General features: G+C 40.0%; 16 protein-coding genes and 1 riboswitch. Of the genes, 3 read left to right on the top strand and 13 right to left on the bottom strand.

What is annotated here, in order from left to right:
* Positions 1-34 precede the first annotated feature (34 nt).
* Genes JFU24_RS23255 through JFU24_RS23235 form a run of 5 tightly spaced genes read right to left on the bottom strand, consistent with a single transcriptional unit; the run spans position 35 to position 3,630 of the window.
* The gene (locus JFU24_RS23255) at positions 35-805 is read right to left on the bottom strand and encodes a TatD family hydrolase (protein ID WP_201186193.1); all 771 of its coding nucleotides are present in this window, start codon (positions 803-805) and stop codon (positions 35-37) included.
* Positions 806-823: 18 nt separating this feature from the next.
* Positions 824-1,567 carry an ABC transporter ATP-binding protein gene (locus tag JFU24_RS23250; RefSeq protein WP_057219336.1) on the bottom strand — a complete coding sequence of 248 codons (744 nt, stop codon included), beginning with the start codon at positions 1,565-1,567 and terminating at the stop codon, positions 824-826.
* Positions 1,551-2,333: an ABC transporter permease gene (locus tag JFU24_RS23245; protein WP_201186194.1), complete on the bottom strand. Its 783-nt coding sequence runs from the start codon at positions 2,331-2,333 to the stop codon at positions 1,551-1,553. The genes JFU24_RS23250 and JFU24_RS23245 overlap by 17 nt, the downstream gene beginning before the upstream one ends.
* Positions 2,330-2,614, bottom strand: a complete 285-nt coding sequence (locus tag JFU24_RS23240; protein WP_053347303.1) for a thiamine-binding protein — start codon at positions 2,612-2,614, stop codon at positions 2,330-2,332. Before JFU24_RS23240 ends, JFU24_RS23245 begins: the two co-directional genes overlap by 4 nt.
* Positions 2,615-2,625: 11 nt before the next feature.
* Positions 2,626-3,630 (bottom strand): ABC transporter substrate-binding protein, encoded by a 1,005-nt coding sequence (locus JFU24_RS23235; RefSeq protein ID WP_309558004.1) that lies wholly within the window; start codon positions 3,628-3,630, stop codon positions 2,626-2,628.
* Positions 3,631-3,761: 131 nt separating this feature from the next.
* Positions 3,762-3,871: riboswitch (TPP riboswitch) on the bottom strand.
* A 221-nt stretch (positions 3,872-4,092) separates the two neighbouring features.
* On the opposite strand from JFU24_RS23235, the gene JFU24_RS23230 reads away from it, so the two are divergent.
* Positions 4,093-4,920: a protein-glutamine gamma-glutamyltransferase gene (locus tag JFU24_RS23230; RefSeq protein WP_201223393.1), complete on the top strand. Its 828-nt coding sequence runs from the start codon at positions 4,093-4,095 to the stop codon at positions 4,918-4,920.
* Between the two features lie 162 nt (positions 4,921-5,082).
* Here JFU24_RS23230 and rarD read toward each other — a convergent pair whose 3' ends face one another.
* The 7 genes from rarD to ezrA form a co-directional block, all read right to left on the bottom strand.
* Complete coding sequence (rarD, locus tag JFU24_RS23225) at positions 5,083-6,012, bottom strand: EamA family transporter RarD (protein ID WP_201186197.1); 930 nt, start codon at positions 6,010-6,012, stop codon at positions 5,083-5,085.
* A gap of 79 nt (positions 6,013-6,091) precedes the next feature.
* Positions 6,092-7,693, bottom strand: coding sequence for an amidohydrolase (locus tag JFU24_RS23220; RefSeq protein WP_201186198.1), 1,602 nt, complete (start codon positions 7,691-7,693; stop codon positions 6,092-6,094).
* A 145-nt stretch (positions 7,694-7,838) separates the two neighbouring features.
* Positions 7,839-9,422, bottom strand: a complete 1,584-nt coding sequence (gene mbcS / locus JFU24_RS23215) for an acyl-CoA synthetase MbcS (RefSeq protein ID WP_201250577.1) — start codon at positions 9,420-9,422, stop codon at positions 7,839-7,841.
* A 134-nt stretch (positions 9,423-9,556) separates the two neighbouring features.
* Positions 9,557-9,763, bottom strand: a complete 207-nt coding sequence (locus tag JFU24_RS23210; protein WP_056529390.1) for an alpha/beta-type small acid-soluble spore protein — start codon at positions 9,761-9,763, stop codon at positions 9,557-9,559.
* A gap of 82 nt (positions 9,764-9,845) precedes the next feature.
* Positions 9,846-11,057: a tRNA uracil 4-sulfurtransferase ThiI gene (gene thiI / locus JFU24_RS23205; protein ID WP_056529393.1), complete on the bottom strand. Its 1,212-nt coding sequence runs from the start codon at positions 11,055-11,057 to the stop codon at positions 9,846-9,848.
* Positions 11,054-12,202, bottom strand: a complete 1,149-nt coding sequence (locus JFU24_RS23200) for a cysteine desulfurase family protein (protein WP_201223387.1) — start codon at positions 12,200-12,202, stop codon at positions 11,054-11,056. Before JFU24_RS23200 ends, thiI begins: the two co-directional genes overlap by 4 nt.
* A gap of 334 nt (positions 12,203-12,536) precedes the next feature.
* On the bottom strand, positions 12,537-14,231 hold the full coding sequence (gene ezrA, locus JFU24_RS23195) for a septation ring formation regulator EzrA (RefSeq protein ID WP_201250576.1): 1,695 nt from the start codon (positions 14,229-14,231) through the stop codon (positions 12,537-12,539).
* Positions 14,232-14,399: 168 nt separating this feature from the next.
* On the opposite strand from ezrA, the gene hisJ reads away from it, so the two are divergent.
* Positions 14,400-15,203, top strand: a complete 804-nt coding sequence (hisJ, locus tag JFU24_RS23190) for a histidinol-phosphatase HisJ (protein WP_201186202.1) — start codon at positions 14,400-14,402, stop codon at positions 15,201-15,203.
* A 14-nt stretch (positions 15,204-15,217) separates the two neighbouring features.
* Here the strand turns inward: hisJ and refZ are convergent, their stop codons facing one another.
* Complete coding sequence (gene refZ, locus JFU24_RS23185) at positions 15,218-15,862, bottom strand: forespore capture DNA-binding protein RefZ (RefSeq protein ID WP_056529403.1); 645 nt, start codon at positions 15,860-15,862, stop codon at positions 15,218-15,220.
* A 153-nt stretch (positions 15,863-16,015) separates the two neighbouring features.
* Here refZ and JFU24_RS23180 point away from each other — a divergent pair, with 153 nt between their 5' ends.
* On the top strand, positions 16,016-16,495 hold the full coding sequence (locus JFU24_RS23180; RefSeq protein WP_201186205.1) for a GAF domain-containing protein: 480 nt from the start codon (positions 16,016-16,018) through the stop codon (positions 16,493-16,495).
* Positions 16,496-16,503 lie beyond the last annotated feature (8 nt).

The raw sequence follows: 16,503 nt of genomic DNA, 5'->3' as shown, positions 1-16,503 counted from the left end.
TAAAAAGGGACCAGATATAATATCTGGTCCCTTTTTATATATGATAAAAATCTTTGGTATTTTGATAAAGGGTTTCATATACAATCTCAATTGGTAAGTTTTTAATTGACGCAATTTGACGTGCACTGTCATGCATCATGCCCGGATGGGTCCATTCCCTTTTGAAAACCCCTTCAAACGGCCATGGGCCATCCGTTTCAAGCATCATCAGCTTAAGCGGATAAACCGAAACTAACTCCTGTATTTCTTCTTCGTAACAAACATCAGGTGTGATGGAAATGTGGTACCCGTTTTTGACCATTCTTTCTACTGTTTGGATATCCCCTTTAAACCAATGAAAATGGGCCTTTGTAATTTGATTTTTCTCTAATAGGTCGCAAACAACAGGCGCATCATCATAGACCGCATGAAGAATAACTGGTTTTTCAAACTCTTTCGCAAAAGCAAGGAACCTATCAAGTATCTCTATGTACTCTGATGTATCTATACTGGGATTTTCTTGCCTTAAGTAATATGGCAGCCCTACCTCACCTACAGCAAACATATTGTGCCTATGTCCCCGCATCCAACTCAATAAATCATTCACTTCTTCTTCACTTGGGAGGGACTGCTCAGGATGAAAACCAAAGGCAGGCTTAATACGTGAATCTTTGATGGAAAGCTGATAATTTTTTATGGACGAGGTCAAATTCATGGAAACAGTTAGCAAGGATTCCACTTGTGCCTTTTCCATATCAGTGAGAATCTGCTTCTGCTTACTTTCATCATACCTATCCAAATGGATATGGCTGTCGATGATTTTCATTTTATATTCCCTCCTAACTTAAGTAGTAAAAGTTGGCTTTAGTGCGGCATATAATTCTCTCTTCAAATTGAAAAATTCATCACTAAGAAGCTGTTCCTCACTTCTTGGCCTTGGAAATGGAACTACAACTTCTTTGATGACAGTTGCTGGTTTTGCTGATAACACGTATATTCTATCGGAAAGGAAAACCGCTTCATCAATGCTATGCGTAACAAAAAGCACCGACCTCCGATTTTCTTCCCAAACAGACATCAGCCATTTTTGCATTTGCAATCTTGTCAGTTCATCCAAGGCAGAAAAGGGTTCGTCCAAGCACATCAATTCCTGTGGACTTAAAATACTTCGAATAAACGCAGCTCTTTGCTTCATGCCGCCAGATAATTCGTGCGGATATGCTTTCTCGTACTCTTCTAATCCGGCTTTCATCAATAGAGCTTTTGCCATTTCTTTATCTTTAACCCCCGAAAGCTCGCTTCCTAGCAAAACATTTTCTAATACCGTTCTCCAAGGTAAAAGGGATGGCTGCTGAGGCATATAGCTTATATGACCCTTTAAGCCATTTATTTTTTTACTGTCCAGTGAAATGATGCCATGATGCGGCTTCAAAATGCCCCCGATTAGGTGAAACAATGTACTTTTCCCACTGCCAGATGGCCCAAGGATGGTTACAAACTCTCCATCATCCACATAGAAATTTATATTCTCTAAAATATTCTGTTTACCATCGAAAGAATAGGAGACATCTTTAATTTGCAGCTTCATCCTTTTCACCCTCCTTTCTCTTCCATGAAACAAAGTATCTTTCAAGTATGGTAATGATTCCAAAAAAGAGAAGACTCAGTCCCATAATGATAAAAATGGAAACAAACACCCGATCTGTCCTAAATGAAGAGGATGCGAGCGTCATATAAACACCTATCCCCGATTTAGCCCCAAGCCACTCCGAAATAACCGCCCCCATTACACTGTAAGTGGCCGAAATTTTCAGTCCAGAGAAAATGAACGGAATCGAGTGAGGAAGTTCTAGCTTCCAAAATAGTTGCATTTTCCCTGCTCCCATCATCTTGAAATAATGCTTAAGTTCATAAGGAGTCTGGCGAAAACCGTCCAATGAAGCAACAGCGAGAGGGAAAAAACATACGAGAGAAATCACAATCAGCTTCGGCAGCATACCAAAGCCAAACCAGATGACTAGAAGCGGCGCCAAAACGATGATAGGAATATTTTGTGATAGAATGAGAAGCGGATAAACCGCATCTTTTACACCAGGAAAAAGGTGTAAGAGAGCAGCAATTACTAAGCCAATACAGCTTCCAATAAAAAAACCAGATAATGCAAGGTTAGTAGTTGATATAAGGTGTCCAAAAAGGCTATGAAACGACTCTATTCCCTCGATAAAAATGGCTGATGGAGCAGGAAGTAGCCATTTTTCAACCTTTAATAAGCCTGTTGCTAACTCCCACACTATTAGCAACAATAATAAAAGAAAGAAGGGAGCCCCCTTCTTCCAAATCTTTCTTCCGCTCATGGCCGATATTTCTCCGTTAACGTATCCATCGTGATTCCGCTAGGCTGGTACAATATTTTCACTTGGGAAATGACATTCGGCGAACCTATTTCAATCATTCTCACATTCATTTTTTCTATAACGGCCAGAAGCTCAGAAAGCTCACCTTCCATTGTTGTTTCAAGCGGGTGCACCTCGTACTTGACACCTGATTCATCGATGATTTTGATCGCTTCATCGACTAAGGGGATGACATTTTCCCCTTTAGGAATAATTTGTATACTAATTAATGAGTTTGCCATTGTAGTTCCTCCTATTGTGGTAAAAATTCATTGGTAAATGCTTTCTCAGGATCGAAATCACCTTCAAGAAGATTATTTTCAGTCATCCACTCACTATAATTCTTCCAAATTTCAAGCTTTTGTTCACCCCATCTAGGAGCATCATCCTGATACTTAGATGCAAGCCACTTCTGGCTTTTCTTCACTAGCTTTTTATCTAGATCTGGTGCAGCCTTGATTAAAATGTCTGCCGCATCATCAGGATTCTTAATCGCAAACTGGTACCCTTTCGAAGTTGCCTCTACGAACGCTTTAACAGTATCTGGATCCTCTTTAATCATCTTTTCATTTGTGGTCAAAACAGGCGTATAGTAATCGAGCTTATCTGAGTAATCAGTTAAGTAAACCATATTCAGCTTTTCATTTCGCAATTCAGCCTCAATACCTGTCCATCCATAATAAATCCAAGCGAAATCAATATCTCTTTTCACTGAAGTGAAAAAATCCGAGTCGCCTGTATTTACTATTTCCACTTTATTTACATCCGCATTATCTTTTGTCATGAGAGATTCGATGATAGCCTTTTCAACTGGAGACCCCCAGCCACCATACGTTTTCCCTTCAAAATCCTTAGGTGTTTTAATATTTTTAGCCACAGGAGAAGCGAATCCTGAGGTATTATGCTGGATGACAGCCGCTAACGAAACAATCGGCACGCCTTGCACACGAGCCTGTGTAATGCCCTCCTGGTAGCTCACGCCAAATTCTGATTTCCCTGAAGCCACAAGCTTATCAGCTCCTGCCTCACCTGGCATGATAATTTCTACATCCAGGCCTTGTTCTTTAAAATACCCTTTTTCCTTCGCTACATACAATCCTGTATGGTTTGTATTCGGTGTCCAATCGAGAACAACCGAAACCTTTTTTAATTCTTTATTGTCTTCATTTTTACCTGCTTCTTCCTTTTCAGTAGTGCCGCCAGCACCACATCCAGCTAAAAGGAATAACAAAGTTATCAGTGGCAATAATTTATTCACTATTTTTCCTCCTACACATTATATAAGGTCCATATGCCGAAACTTTATTGGGTGCCAGTCCCCATCCAAATAATAGATTAAAAAACAAAAACGCCCGAGGATGAATTCGGACGTTAACATACAAAACAGAAAGTCAGTCATAATATGTTCCCTCCGCTGGCATCATCCAGATCAGGTTCAAAGAGTCAGCATCTTAAGGACGCAATCTCAGCCAGCAATACCGGCTCCCCTACATTTCTTGCACATATGAACTTTTCTCTCTCATTATATCAATTCATACAGAAAAGGGAATACTAATTTGCTTCTTCTAACGATGGGCCATTCTGATCATCCTCAGTAATAGGAATAAAATTTGATCAGTATTGTTCAGCAACTCATATAATAATTATTATTACACTGTAGATAGTTCTTGAACTACTTGAATTAATCATTTAATTTTGTGACCAAGAGGTGGATATGATTATGATAAAAATTAATCAAAAATGGTTAGATGTCAGTCAAATCCAACCAGGTATAATATCTGAAAAAGCATTAGAAATTCTCCAATTAATGTGGAAATATCCGAATATTTTTGTATATAAGACAATGGAAGATCTTAAATTCGATATAGAGATGAGGCTGCAAGTCAATAAAGCTGCCGTTTCGTTAGATAAGAGTAATCCTGAATTTACAATACTCGAGGATTCTGTATGCAATGAACAATATTGGCGACTTACAAAAGATGGAGCATTTGAGCTTAAACCAAGCGTACCCCCTCATCTGGCACTTGAGGATATTTTCATTAACGGAAGTCTTTACGCTTTCGAATGCGGGACAGCGATAGTCATTGTTTTTTTAAAAGCTGTTTTAGATACGGTTGGTCCTAAGAATTTTGACCGTCTTTTTTCAGGCCTTACTCTTTATGACTGGCACTATCCGCAGAATTTGATTCTTCGAGTTCATGAAGGGACGGGTTATGTACCAGGCGACTGTGTTTACTTCAAAAACCCAGATTACGACCCGAGCACTCCAGAATGGCAAGGGGAAAATGCGATATTCCTTGGAGAAAACCTCTTTTATGGCCATGGGATTGGGATTACCAATCAACAAGGAATCATCGATGAATTAAATAGCAATAGAAAGTGGAATGCCATCATATCAGCGTTCCTAACAAAGCATATTGTAAGCATAAATAGTTCCCACTATAGTCAATTCAAGCCAAATATCCCCCGTAATAACTCCGTGTCGCTTCATGACTGCCTATCCAATATAATTGTTTCTGAAATAGGCTCGAGAACTTTTCTAGCGTAGGATTAACCGTTTCTCTTATTAAAGATATAGATTTTGAATCATTTTTCGTTTATTTTAATAGCTTGTGAAACTCGACACTGACTAACAATTTTTTTCAGAGTGACGTGTATCACTATAAAAAAAACGCTTGGGAAATGGATTTCCTCAAGCGTTTTTTTCTTTTTATGCACCAAAGTTTCTTTTTTCTTTAAACCTACGTGTCCCTGCCTTCCCCCATTTTGTAATGGAAAGCGTATAAACCACCAAGGCAGACCAAATGAATAAAAAGGCTAAAAGATGTGCTTTTGTAAAACTTTCATGATAGACAAATACCCCGATTAACAAGGTTAAGGTTGGAGCAATATACTGAAAAATGCCAAGCATCGATAACGGTATCTTTTCTGCCCCTTTTGCAAAATATAATAGCGGTAGAGCCGTGGCAATCCCACCGCCAACTAACAGCAAGCTTGTGCTCCCTGAGGTTAAAAATTGTGATTCGGATTGGAACATCAAATATATCAAGTAACCTAGAGCAAGAGGGGTTACCATCATCGTTTCGAGTGTCAGTCCGATTGCTGATTCTGCCTTTATCATTTTTTTTGCCAGACCGTATAACCCAAATGTCATGGCTAAGACTAGAGAGACCCAGGGGATCGTACCGAAATGAATACCAAGTATCAATACACCGATTCCTGCGAGCAGGAACGACACAATCTGTACCCCGCTCAATTTTTCCTTTAAGACTATTACTCCCAACAAAACACTGACTAGCGGATTGATATAATAGCCGAGGCTCGTGTCGAGAATCCGGCCCGAATTAACAGCCCATATGAACACTCCCCAATTAGCTGTAACAAGCAGTGATGCCGTAAGCAATGCCGCGAATAATTTGGGATTTCCCATTATGTTTTTGACATAATCAAGAAATGCTCCCCATTTTTTCATAAACATCAATAAAACAAGCATGAAGACGAAAGACCATAACACCCGCTGAGCTAAAATCTCTATTGCACCGACTCCCTGAAGGAACTTCCAGTAAATTGGTACGACTCCCCACATTAAATAAGAAAGGGCGGCATATATCGCCCCTTCTTTTTGTTCATTTATTTTCATAACCTGCCTTCTTTCTAATTACATTCCTTTATCGAAATCCTATTAATATTTTGCTTACCTATTTCATGTTTTGCAACTGTTATTTTTTATCATACATTATTCGGTCATCAATGACCGTCATGACCGCTTCAACTTTCAGAAGATCATCTGGCTCTATAGCTAAGACATCCCGGTTAAATACGGTAAAATCGGCGTCGTATCCCTTTATGATCTGACCACGCCGGTTTTCAAGACCAATCGCAGCCGCACTGCCTTTTGTATAAAGCGCGAAAGCGTCATAAACAGACAGCCTTTCATCCATGCCGTACACTGTTTCATCATCACTGTTAATCTTTTTCCTTGTAACAGCTGCATGAATCCCCAAAATTGGATTTAATGGTTCAATCGGTGCATCTGACCCTCCCGCACAAATGATCCCCAGCTTCAAATACGTTTTCCAGGCATAAGAGGATTCCAATAATTTTGCTGAAACCTTTTCTTCGACCCATGGAAAATCGGACGGTACGAAACCTGGTTGAATATCAAAGATGACCGGTAGTTTTGCGGCACGCTCCAAGAGTTCTGGGCGAACAATCTGTGCATGTATAAGCCGGTCCCGAAGACCCTTTTTAGGTGGAAAAGCTTCAATCACATTCAGGACATAATCAAATGCGAGATCACCAATGGCATGAACAGCAATCGGCATATCAGCCTGCCTTGCTTTTTGCACCAATTCCTGCAGTTCCTTTTCAGTGAAAATAGCCACACCATTCGTATCCTGTTGATCTTCATAAGGCTCACTCAACAGGGCCGTATGTCCTCCTAATGAGCCATCGGTAAATATCTTCATACTATCGAATTTAATATATCGGGTGCCTTCTTGATACCGCCCACCGGATGCCAGCATCTCTTCAAATGCTTGGTGATGAACGAGCAAATTGGCACGAAAGGTCATGTTTCGGCCCTCAATGACCGATTTAAACGCCTGATAAGTCGGCATGAAGCCATTGTAGTAAAAAAGATCCTCTGTATGCCCACCAGTCAAACCAAGCTTATATGCGTCTTGTATGGCCTCTGTAAGCGCGTTTTCGATATAGCTCTGGTCAATGCCGGGAAGACGGTCTAACACAAGGTTCTGGGCCTGATTTTCTTTAAACAAACCATTTAGACGCCCATCGGGATAACGGCAGATTACTCCGCCTGACGGTTCTTCTATTTCTTCTGTAATCCCTGCTTCTAAAAGGGCACGAGAATTAACGACCAGGGCATGACGACATACTCGTTTTAATACGATTGGATGCTCTGTAGATATGGCATCTAGTTCATCTCGTAGAATCAATTCAGAACTAGGCCATTCATTTTCATTCCAGCCCTCAGCAACAATCCACTTTCCAGACGGTGTTATTTCGCACTTTTTCTTTACGGAACTCATGATGGACTCCCGGCTATTCATCAAAGAAAGGTCTAAACGGAGCAGTCGTTCACCATGCCCGACCAAATGAAGATGACTATCCACTAATCCCGGCAGCATAGTTTGTCCTTTTAAGTCGATTTCCCTGGAAATATTGTCAGCATATTTTTCTTTTATATAGGCAAGCCTGCCGGTATCAACGATCACACCATTGTCAGTGAAGACTGCCTCCACTTGATCTTCTTCTTTTATCATCGTATAAATCGACCCATTGAACCATAACGTTCCCATCCCCGTTTTACACTCCTTATTAAATGTTTCGTAATATGCAGTAAGTGTAACATCTCATTTCATGAATTCCCATATTTTTGATTTTGAAAAATCCTCTGTTATTTAAAAAAACGCCAGCCGGAGGGCTGACGGTAATGATTTTGATTTATTTATTAAGAAGTGTCTCTTCTCTTTTCCTTAAATCTACTCGTTTGATTTTGCCGGAGGTCGTTTTAGGAAGTTCTTCTAAAAATTCAATCTTCCTTGGGTATTTATACGGCGCTGTCAATTCTTTTACATGCTTTTGCAGTGTCTTAATTAAGTCTGGGCTGTTCGGATCTATTTCGTCTATTAACACGATGTACGCTTTAACCACATTTCCGCGTATTTCATCAGGACTGGCTATAACAGCACATTCTTTCACATATGGATGTTTAACGAGTGCATCTTCTACTTCAAATGGTCCAATCGTATATCCAGAGCTGATGATGATATCGTCAGAACGACCTTCAAACCAGAAATAGCCTTCTTCATCCATTTTCGCTTGATCGCCAGTTATATAGTAGTCACCACGGAATTGCTTTGCTGTTCGCTCTGGATCTTTAAAATATTCTTTAAAGAGAGCAGGTGTATTTACATGCACAGCAATATCCCCTACCACACCAGGAGGACAAGGCTTACCGGTATCATCAATGATTTCTACATGATTGCCCGGAGTTGGTTTACCCATTGAGCCCAGTTTAATTTCCATGCCTTTTGTTACACCTACCAACAGTGTGTTTTCAGTTTGTCCATATCCATCGCGGACTTCGATATGAAAATGGTTTTTAAAAACCTCAAACACTTTTTGGTTTAAAGGTTCCCCCGCTGATACAGCACTATGAAGATCGGATAGATTATAGTCGTCAAGGTTATCCACCTTGGCCATCAGACGGTATTCTGTTGGTGTACAGCATAGCGCATTCACTTTATAGTCCTGCAGCAACTGTAGATATTTTTTCGCTTCAAACTTTCCGTGATAAGCAAGGCCAGTTGCTCCTGTGCCAAGAACCGCCAAAAACGGACTCCAAATCCATTTTTGCCACCCAGGTCCAGCCGTTGCCCAAACCACATCTCCTTCACTAATGCCCAGCCAGTTTGCTGCAGACGTTTTCAGATGGGCATACGCCCATCCATGTGTGTGGACGACTCCTTTGGGATTTCCTGTTGTTCCGGAAGTATACGATAAGAAGGCCATATCCTCACTCTTTGTAGCTGCCATAGGCAGCTGATCAGATTCCGCGTCAGCAAGCTCATTCAAATCAAGCCAATTCTCCATTTGTTTTCCGATTGAGAATTTAAGAAGGTTTTCCGCTCCCTTTACTTCATCAAATTCATGAGTGTATTCATGATAACTAACAATTCCTTTTACATCACCGTGATTGATTCGAAACTCCAAATCCTTCGCGCGGAGCATTTCAGAACACGGAATAACAATCATGCCGATTTTCAAAGCGGCTAAATACACTTGATAAGCTTCTACTAAACGTGGGATGATGATAAGGACCGTATCACCTTTCCCAAGTCCCTTTTTCTGGAAGGCATTCCCGATTTTATTTGCACTTTTTATTAAGTTCTCATATGTAAGTTGTTTTTTGTCTCCGGATTCGTTTTCCCAAAGTACAGCAACTTTTTCTGGTTTTTTTGCAAAATGTTCCATTTCACTCACTAAGTTGTAATGTTCCGGAGCTAATAAATCTTCACGTTTCATTTGCTTCCCCTCCAATAATGAACTCTTAGTACCTACTCATTATACAAGATACTTCTCTAATATATCTATGTATTTTTACAAATAAATAAAGAGAGCGGGTTAAGAACCCGCTCTCTGTAGCCATATTTATTAAATTATCGTTTGTATCCTCCGCCTAATTGTTGTTCAGCCATTTGAACAAGGCGTTTTGTGATTTCTCCACCAACTGAACCGTTAGCGCGAGATGTTGTATCGGCACCAAGTTGTACGCCGAATTCTGAAGCGATTTCGTATTTCATTTGTTCTAGAGCTTGTTCTACTCCAGGTACCAATAATTCGTTTGAGCTGTTGTTGTTTGCCATGTGTTTTTCACCTCCTTGTGATTATAGAGTGTGTTAAAACACATGGCTTCATTCGTACTTATTTATTGGTAATTCTAGGATATTAAAATAAATCTTCCATTGCTTCTTCTTTATCGAATGTCTGCCCTGGTGTAACCGTCAATACTTCTGTGTCCGACACCGCTTTTGCTATTAACGATTCGAAGTCAACGAAGCTTTCATAGTAATTGACTTTTTCACGTTTCGGTTTTGTTTTAGGACTTGCTGGCGTAAAGACCGTGCAACAATCTTCGTATGGAAGATTGGAAATTTCAAAGGTATCGAGCTCTCTGGCAATTTTGATGATTTCCGTTTTATCCATAGTAATCAACGGACGTAGAATTGGTGTATTCGTCACCTCATTGATGGCATACATACTGCTCATCGTCTGACTCGCTACCTGTCCAAGGCTTTCACCAGTGATCAGTGCCATTGCTTCTTCTTTTTCACGGATTTGATCGGCTACTCGCATCATTAAACGACGAGTTGTCGTCATAGAATAGTTCTCTGGAATCTGTTTTTGAATTAACAGCTGAATTTCCGTAAACGGAACGATATGCACTTTCATGCTGCCATTTATCTCAGCAAGCTTGCCGGCCAAGTCAATTACCTTTTGACGTGAACGCTCACTTGTGAAAGGAGGGCTGTAAAAATGGATGGCTTCTACATCCAATCCACGTTTCATGGATAGGAATCCAGCAACAGGGCTATCAATCCCTCCTGAAAGCATCAGCATTGCCTTTCCGCTTGAACCAAATGGAAGACCACCAGCTCCCTGAATGATCTCACCCGTTAAATACACTGCTTCACGTCTTACTTCAACAAGCAGATTCAAATCCGGATTTTTTACATCCACCTTTAAATCTTCTGTGTTGCGAAGCAAATGGCCGCCAAGTGCCCGGTTAATTTCATCGGTATTGTATGGAAAGTCTTTATCTGCTCGTTTTGTCGTGATTTTAAAGGTGCCCACTTCTTCAAGAGTATGATTAAGATAATATAACGCAGCCGTTTTCATCACTTCTAAATCACGTTCAATTTTAATCGCAGGACTTAAAGACTGGATGCCAAAAATTCCTTTTAATCGTTCAATAACGGGCTTATGGTCGACCCCGTTTAAGAGAACATACATCCGTTCCCGATTGGCTGTAAGCACAACGCCCTCGATATCCTTTAAACTCCAGCGGATATGCGCCTTCATCTTGTCCACAAAGCCTTTACGGTTTCTTTTTTTCGTAGAGATTTCGCCATAGCGAATAATTATATGATCAAATTTCATTTTGCAACCCTCATTATTTTTTCTAAATTAACGACTATTTTCTGTATCGCCGCCAGAACTTTTTCTGCTTCTTCCATTTCATTGCTATAGGTAGTACTGATTCGGATAACACTTTCGGAACGAGCTTGATTATGGAACATTGCATCTACCGTTTTGCTTACCGTTCTCTTTTTCGAAGAGCAGGCACTAGTTGTCGAAACATATATCCCATCCGCTTCAAGAGCATGAAGCAATACTTCTGATTTGAGTCCCGGAACGGAAAAATTCAAAATATGATGTGCTCCCTCTTCAGGACTGTTAACTAGTACTCCATCCATCTCTTGCAAACCTTTATATAAATATTTATTGATTTGCTGTAGCTTATCATGATACAGCAACTGGTTGTTCATACTAATACGGAAGGCTTTTGAAAGAGCGACGATTCCCGCCACATTTTCGGTACCGCTCCTGATTTTCGTCTCTTGATTGCCACCGTGAAAAAGCGGATCGATCCGGACGCCATCACGTATATAAAGGATGCCTGTTCCCTTTAGACCGTGAACTTTGTGACCTGAAATGGTACATAAATCCACATTAGCATCACGCAGTGAAAGAGAAATCTTTCCAGCACCCTGAACGTTATCAACATGGAAGAGTACCTGTGGGTATTCCCTCAACAATTTTCCAATTTCAACAATAGGTTGTATCGAGCCCACTTCATTATTAACATGCATAACGGATACTAAAATGGTATCTTCTCTTAAAGCATGTTTGAGATCTGCTAATGCTATCTGACCATATTCATTTACAGGAAGATAAGTAATTTCATATCCCTGTTTCGTTAATGAATGGCATGCATCTTCTACAGAAGGATGTTCAATTGCTGTCGTGATAATATGTTTCCCTCGGTTAGCATGTGAAAAAGCGGCTCCTTTAATCGCCAGGTTGTTTCCTTCTGTACCCCCGGAAGTAAAATAAATTTCCGAGCTTTTCACCTTTAATAATTCAGCAATCTGTTTTCTTGCAGCAGAAAGCAATTTTTCTGACTGAACCCCAAGCCCATGAAGCGAAGAGGGGTTGCCAAAATAGTCAGTTGAAACCTTTATGAAAGATTCAATCACTTCTGAATATGGTTTTGTTGTTGCACTATTATCAAAATAAATCATGGGTTCACCTTCCATGTTTTTGTATCTATGATGGTCACACTTCTATATGTCGTTTCAAATGTTGTTGTTGCGACTTCTAATATTACCATAATTGAAATTGAAAGAGAATGTAAAACGCTGGTCAAACACCTGTGAAAACACGAAAGGAGAGTTGTATGGATATTGTTTTAATAGACATTAATTATATTTTATTCTCAAAACTCGTTCTGCAAGAAATCTATCACGTTTTATACTTTTTTTAGTCAATATTTTGAATAACGAATATGAAGTTATCTTAACTTTATGTTGTTCTACCATTAATAAAACACACGAAAAAACCCGCCATAGCGGGTTTTTAGGAAAGAACTTCTTCTATATTTTCTCCAATTTTTCGTAAGCTGCCTGGATCGACCTTTTCAATAGCCGCGGCTGCTGTTTCCAATGCAGCTTGATATTCATAGCTTCGGAATTTCGCTTCTGCTTCTCTTAAGCTATCAGCAACGGTATCGTGGCTGCTGCGGTAGCGATTTCCGAATTGAATCACTTTTTCCGCTAAATACATATGCTCAATCAGCTCTTGCGCCTTTTCGTAGACCTTATTGACCTGTTCGACTGCTTTTTCTAAAAAGATATAAACAGCTGCCATGTCAAGCGGCTTTTCTTCAAGTTTGTTTTGAACGTCATCTATGCTTTCTTTTGCATCATGAAGCACCACTTTATACTCTTCAGGCAGACCAGGGATATTGCTTTTTGCAATTAAACGGCTTGTATCAAGCATTTTCCGTTTCAACTCCGCCAGTGATTCACGTGCATCCATTTCATCTTTTCTTAAAGCTTGTAATTTAACAGTAAATTCTTTCTGGTATTCCTGCAATTCGTTCAACTGTGCAGCAAGCCCTCGCATCTCTTCGCTAATAAGCGAGCTTGCCATCACATTATCCTCCATTTTCAAGACAAGCAATTGATGGCGTTTCGAAATCTGCACTATTTGCTTTTCCATTTTCCGTTGTGCATCCAACTCATTTTCAGTTAGATGATAGGTGTGTTGAACATGTATAGTCTCAACTTTGAGTTTATCGTTTTCATATTCAAGGTCACTTATCGTTTTCCTGAGGACTTCATCATTTTTCAAGACATACTGTTTGGAAAGCACTTCTTTCTCCAGAAGGTCATAAAGCACCTCAATGCTTTCGCGCATCTCTTTAATCCCTTTATCAACAGCTTCAGTTTCAGCATTTTCCAATTGTGTTTTATATAGATCCAGTTCTTCCTCAAGCCGTGAAATCTCCTGCTCGAATTGGATATGACTTAACTGATACCCCTGTCCGGACATTTCCTCATATCCTTCCTTTAATTCATGAAGTTGTGAGTGCAGTTCGGATTGACTATCAACCAATAATTTTGGAAGCATCTCCATTTTAGCAGATAAGACTGCAAGCTTTTCCTTTATGGAAAGTACAAGCTCCCTTGCATTCAAATAATTCCCATTTTCAGTTTCTTCTTCATACTTTTGAAGGATCTGCAATACTTCATCCAAAGAGGCCTCTAGCTTTTCAGCAGCTTTCCCATAATTATGGCGGTGTGCAAGCAATGATTTCTTCAATTGACGGTAAGTTTCCTTAATATCCTCAATTTCTAATCTATTCTTTTCCTCACTTCCTACAAGTTCATTTAATTCGTACAGAATCTTTTTAATCATTTCTTCAATTTCATTCAGCTTGACTGTAATTTGCCGCTGTACCTCTTTTGAACGGCTGAAACGGTATTTATCGACAAACTCCTCGGCATCGAATAAAAGCTCCTCGACTTCCGGCATATGATCCGTGATGATAGCGTCCCATTCAATACGCCAGTTTTCAAACATTTCCTCTGTTTCACCAGTCATGTTCAATTGTTTGACTTTAGAAAGCTCTTCTAGCACGGGGCGGTGCATGATGCTTATTTTCCAGGATTCCAGACGATCAATCTCTTTAAAAAACCTCTTTTTGAAAAAATAACCCCAAATAATAAAAATTAAAATTAATACAATTATCCCAAGTATGTAATCCATGGTAAGCCCCCTGTTCTAGTCCTTACAGCCTCGCTCTTTTATATATCAATTTTAAAAATGTTAAATTTAATGCTTTTATGATACCATGTTAGCAATAATTTTTGATGAGAAAAAGATTTTTTTGTGGAAAATTGCTACAAAATACCGGGTTTTTGGGAGGGAATGGCCATGAAAGCTGACAGACATGTACATACTCCGTTTTGCCCACACGGCTCTACGGACAAATTCGATGAATATATTACGCGGGGAATTGAGCTAGGATTAAAGGAAATCACATTTACAGAACATGCTCCTTTGCCACGAAATTTTCAAGATCCAACACCTGAAAAAGACAGCGGTATGGAAGCTTCCATGCTCCTAGATTACTTTCAAGAGCTCCGCGTCCTGAAAGAACACTATAAAGACAAAATCCTGATCAAAAGTGGTCTAGAGGTTGACTTTATAGAAGGTTATGAAACTGAAACAAAAGATTTTCTCAATGAATTCGGCGAATTCATTGATGACAGCATTCTTTCCGTCCATTTCATAAAGCAGGAAAGCAACTGGCATTGCATCGATTTCAGTGATGATGCGTTTGGTGAGATTGCCAATAAACTAGGTTCCATCGAAGCGGTTTATGCCAAATATTACGATACCTTAGAGAAATCAATCACAGCTGACCTAGGCATCTATAAGCCAAAAAGGATAGGACATATTACACTTGTTCATAAATTCCAGCACCGATACCCACCTGCAAAAAGCTTTGACGACCGTGTTTACAGGGTATTGGATATGATCAATGAACAACAATATGCACTTGATTATAATGGAGCAGGGTTCGTAAAGCCGCTATGCCGTGAGCCCTATCCTCCTGAACGGTTTGCAAAGCGTGCCATAGACCTTGGCATCCCGCTTATTTATGGTTCCGATGCACACCAGGCTAAAGATTTAGGCCAGGGATTTGAATCGTTGATTCCAGAATTCAACGGGTAAATCACGTAAACACTTCAGGCCCGTCCCGCAAGCAGGGGCTGGAGGTCTTCGGCAATAAATAATGTATCTTGCAGAAAACGAGCGACTTCCTCAGCATATAAATTTGTGTAATAGGCTTCCTGTGGGAACACATGAAGGACCTCCATCGCATAATGGGTATGCAGGACCGGAGCCGAGAGCAGGCCCTTTAGTTGCAGCATATACAAGGGGATAGAGACCGACTGAAAACTTCTGCTTTTAATGCCTTGTTCCAAAACATATTGAAAATAAGACTTTTCCTTTGTAAAATAAGTCGAATGAATTTCCCGGTTTAAATTTGAATCGAGTGAAGATTCTCCATATATAAATCGAGCTGCCAGGAAGTTTTCTCTTTGGAATGTAAGAATATCCTTTACCAAATTCATCAAGCATTGCTTTGGACCTTTATGATCCAGCAGCGTCATGTTCGTCTCAAGGACGAGAATATACTCTTCTAAATAGGAAGTGAAGCAGAATTCTAGCAACCCCTGCTTATTTTTAAAATAGTAAGCAATATTAGCAGCATTCACTTTCGCTTTATTCGCAATATCCCGTATGGATGTCGCATGATAGCCTTTTAAATGAAATAAATGTAAAGCAGCTTCCACAATAGCTTGTTTCGTTGGCGTCTGGCGATTCATTAGGCAATCCCTCGCTTTCTTTGAGACAAGTCTTGTGGACTATTTCTGCATTGAAGAGCTTGAATCCTTTAGTAAGTTCTCGACAATTTCTCTCCAATCAATAGGCTTGACTAGAAAGTACTGTAAAAATATGAGGAAGACAGGTGAACCCTTTTGTTTAATGTCGAAATGTATCAAGGAAAAAAAGAAAAAAACTATGAACTTGTCCAAAAACAGCTCTTTGCCTTAATAGAAGATGAACCAAATCAGATAGCCAATTTCAGTAATGCCGCTGCTTTACTGAATCAATTTCTCGTTGAGATTAACTGGGTCGGCTTCTATTTACTTGAAGAAGACCAATTGGTGCTAGGACCTTTCCAAGGCCTTCCAGCCTGTGTCCGCATTCCAATGGGCAAAGGCGTATGCGGGACCTCAGCGGCCACAAAAAAAACCTTGCGCGTCGATGATGTCCATCAGTTCCCAGGACATATTGCCTGCGATGCTGCATCACGTTCTGAAATTGTCATACCCCTTATGAAGGAGGGCAAACTAATTGCCGTTCTTGATATCGACAGCCCAATTACGAACCGATTTGACGAAGTGGATCAGCAAGGACTCGAGAAATTCGCGGACATCCTAACCAAGCGTTTATAGAGTAAAAA

Origin of the sequence: Peribacillus sp. TH27 (assembly GCF_016650915.1) — a bacterium.
Lineage (GTDB): Bacteria > Bacillota > Bacilli > Bacillales > DSM-1321 > Peribacillus > Peribacillus butanolivorans.
This window is presented reverse-complemented; position numbering and strand designations above follow the sequence as displayed.

What these genes read in the sequence shown, in the direction of transcription:
- mbcS (WP_201250577.1), bottom strand. Translation starts at nt 9,422, where the DNA reads ATGAAACGTGAAGATTTATTAGCTCCGGAACATTACAACTTAGTGAGT.
- ezrA (WP_201250576.1), bottom strand. Translation starts at nt 14,231, where the DNA reads ATGGATTACATACTTGGGATAATTGTATTAATTTTAATTTTTATTATT.
- JFU24_RS23250 (WP_057219336.1), bottom strand. Translation starts at nt 1,567, where the DNA reads ATGAAGCTGCAAATTAAAGATGTCTCCTATTCTTTCGATGGTAAACAG.
- rarD (WP_201186197.1), bottom strand. Translation starts at nt 6,012, where the DNA reads ATGAAAATAAATGAACAAAAAGAAGGGGCGATATATGCCGCCCTTTCT.
- hisJ (WP_201186202.1), top strand. Translation starts at nt 14,400, where the DNA reads ATGAAAGCTGACAGACATGTACATACTCCGTTTTGCCCACACGGCTCT.
- JFU24_RS23220 (WP_201186198.1), bottom strand. Translation starts at nt 7,693, where the DNA reads ATGGGAACGTTATGGTTCAATGGGTCGATTTATACGATGATAAAAGAA.
- JFU24_RS23245 (WP_201186194.1), bottom strand. Translation starts at nt 2,333, where the DNA reads ATGAGCGGAAGAAAGATTTGGAAGAAGGGGGCTCCCTTCTTTCTTTTA.
- JFU24_RS23240 (WP_053347303.1), bottom strand. Translation starts at nt 2,614, where the DNA reads ATGGCAAACTCATTAATTAGTATACAAATTATTCCTAAAGGGGAAAAT.
- JFU24_RS23210 (WP_056529390.1), bottom strand. Translation starts at nt 9,763, where the DNA reads ATGGCAAACAACAACAGCTCAAACGAATTATTGGTACCTGGAGTAGAA.
- refZ (WP_056529403.1), bottom strand. Translation starts at nt 15,862, where the DNA reads ATGAATCGCCAGACGCCAACGAAACAAGCTATTGTGGAAGCTGCTTTA.
- thiI (WP_056529393.1), bottom strand. Translation starts at nt 11,057, where the DNA reads ATGAAATTTGATCATATAATTATTCGCTATGGCGAAATCTCTACGAAA.
- JFU24_RS23200 (WP_201223387.1), bottom strand. Translation starts at nt 12,202, where the DNA reads ATGATTTATTTTGATAATAGTGCAACAACAAAACCATATTCAGAAGTG.
- JFU24_RS23230 (WP_201223393.1), top strand. Translation starts at nt 4,093, where the DNA reads ATGATAAAAATTAATCAAAAATGGTTAGATGTCAGTCAAATCCAACCA.
- JFU24_RS23255 (WP_201186193.1), bottom strand. Translation starts at nt 805, where the DNA reads ATGAAAATCATCGACAGCCATATCCATTTGGATAGGTATGATGAAAGT.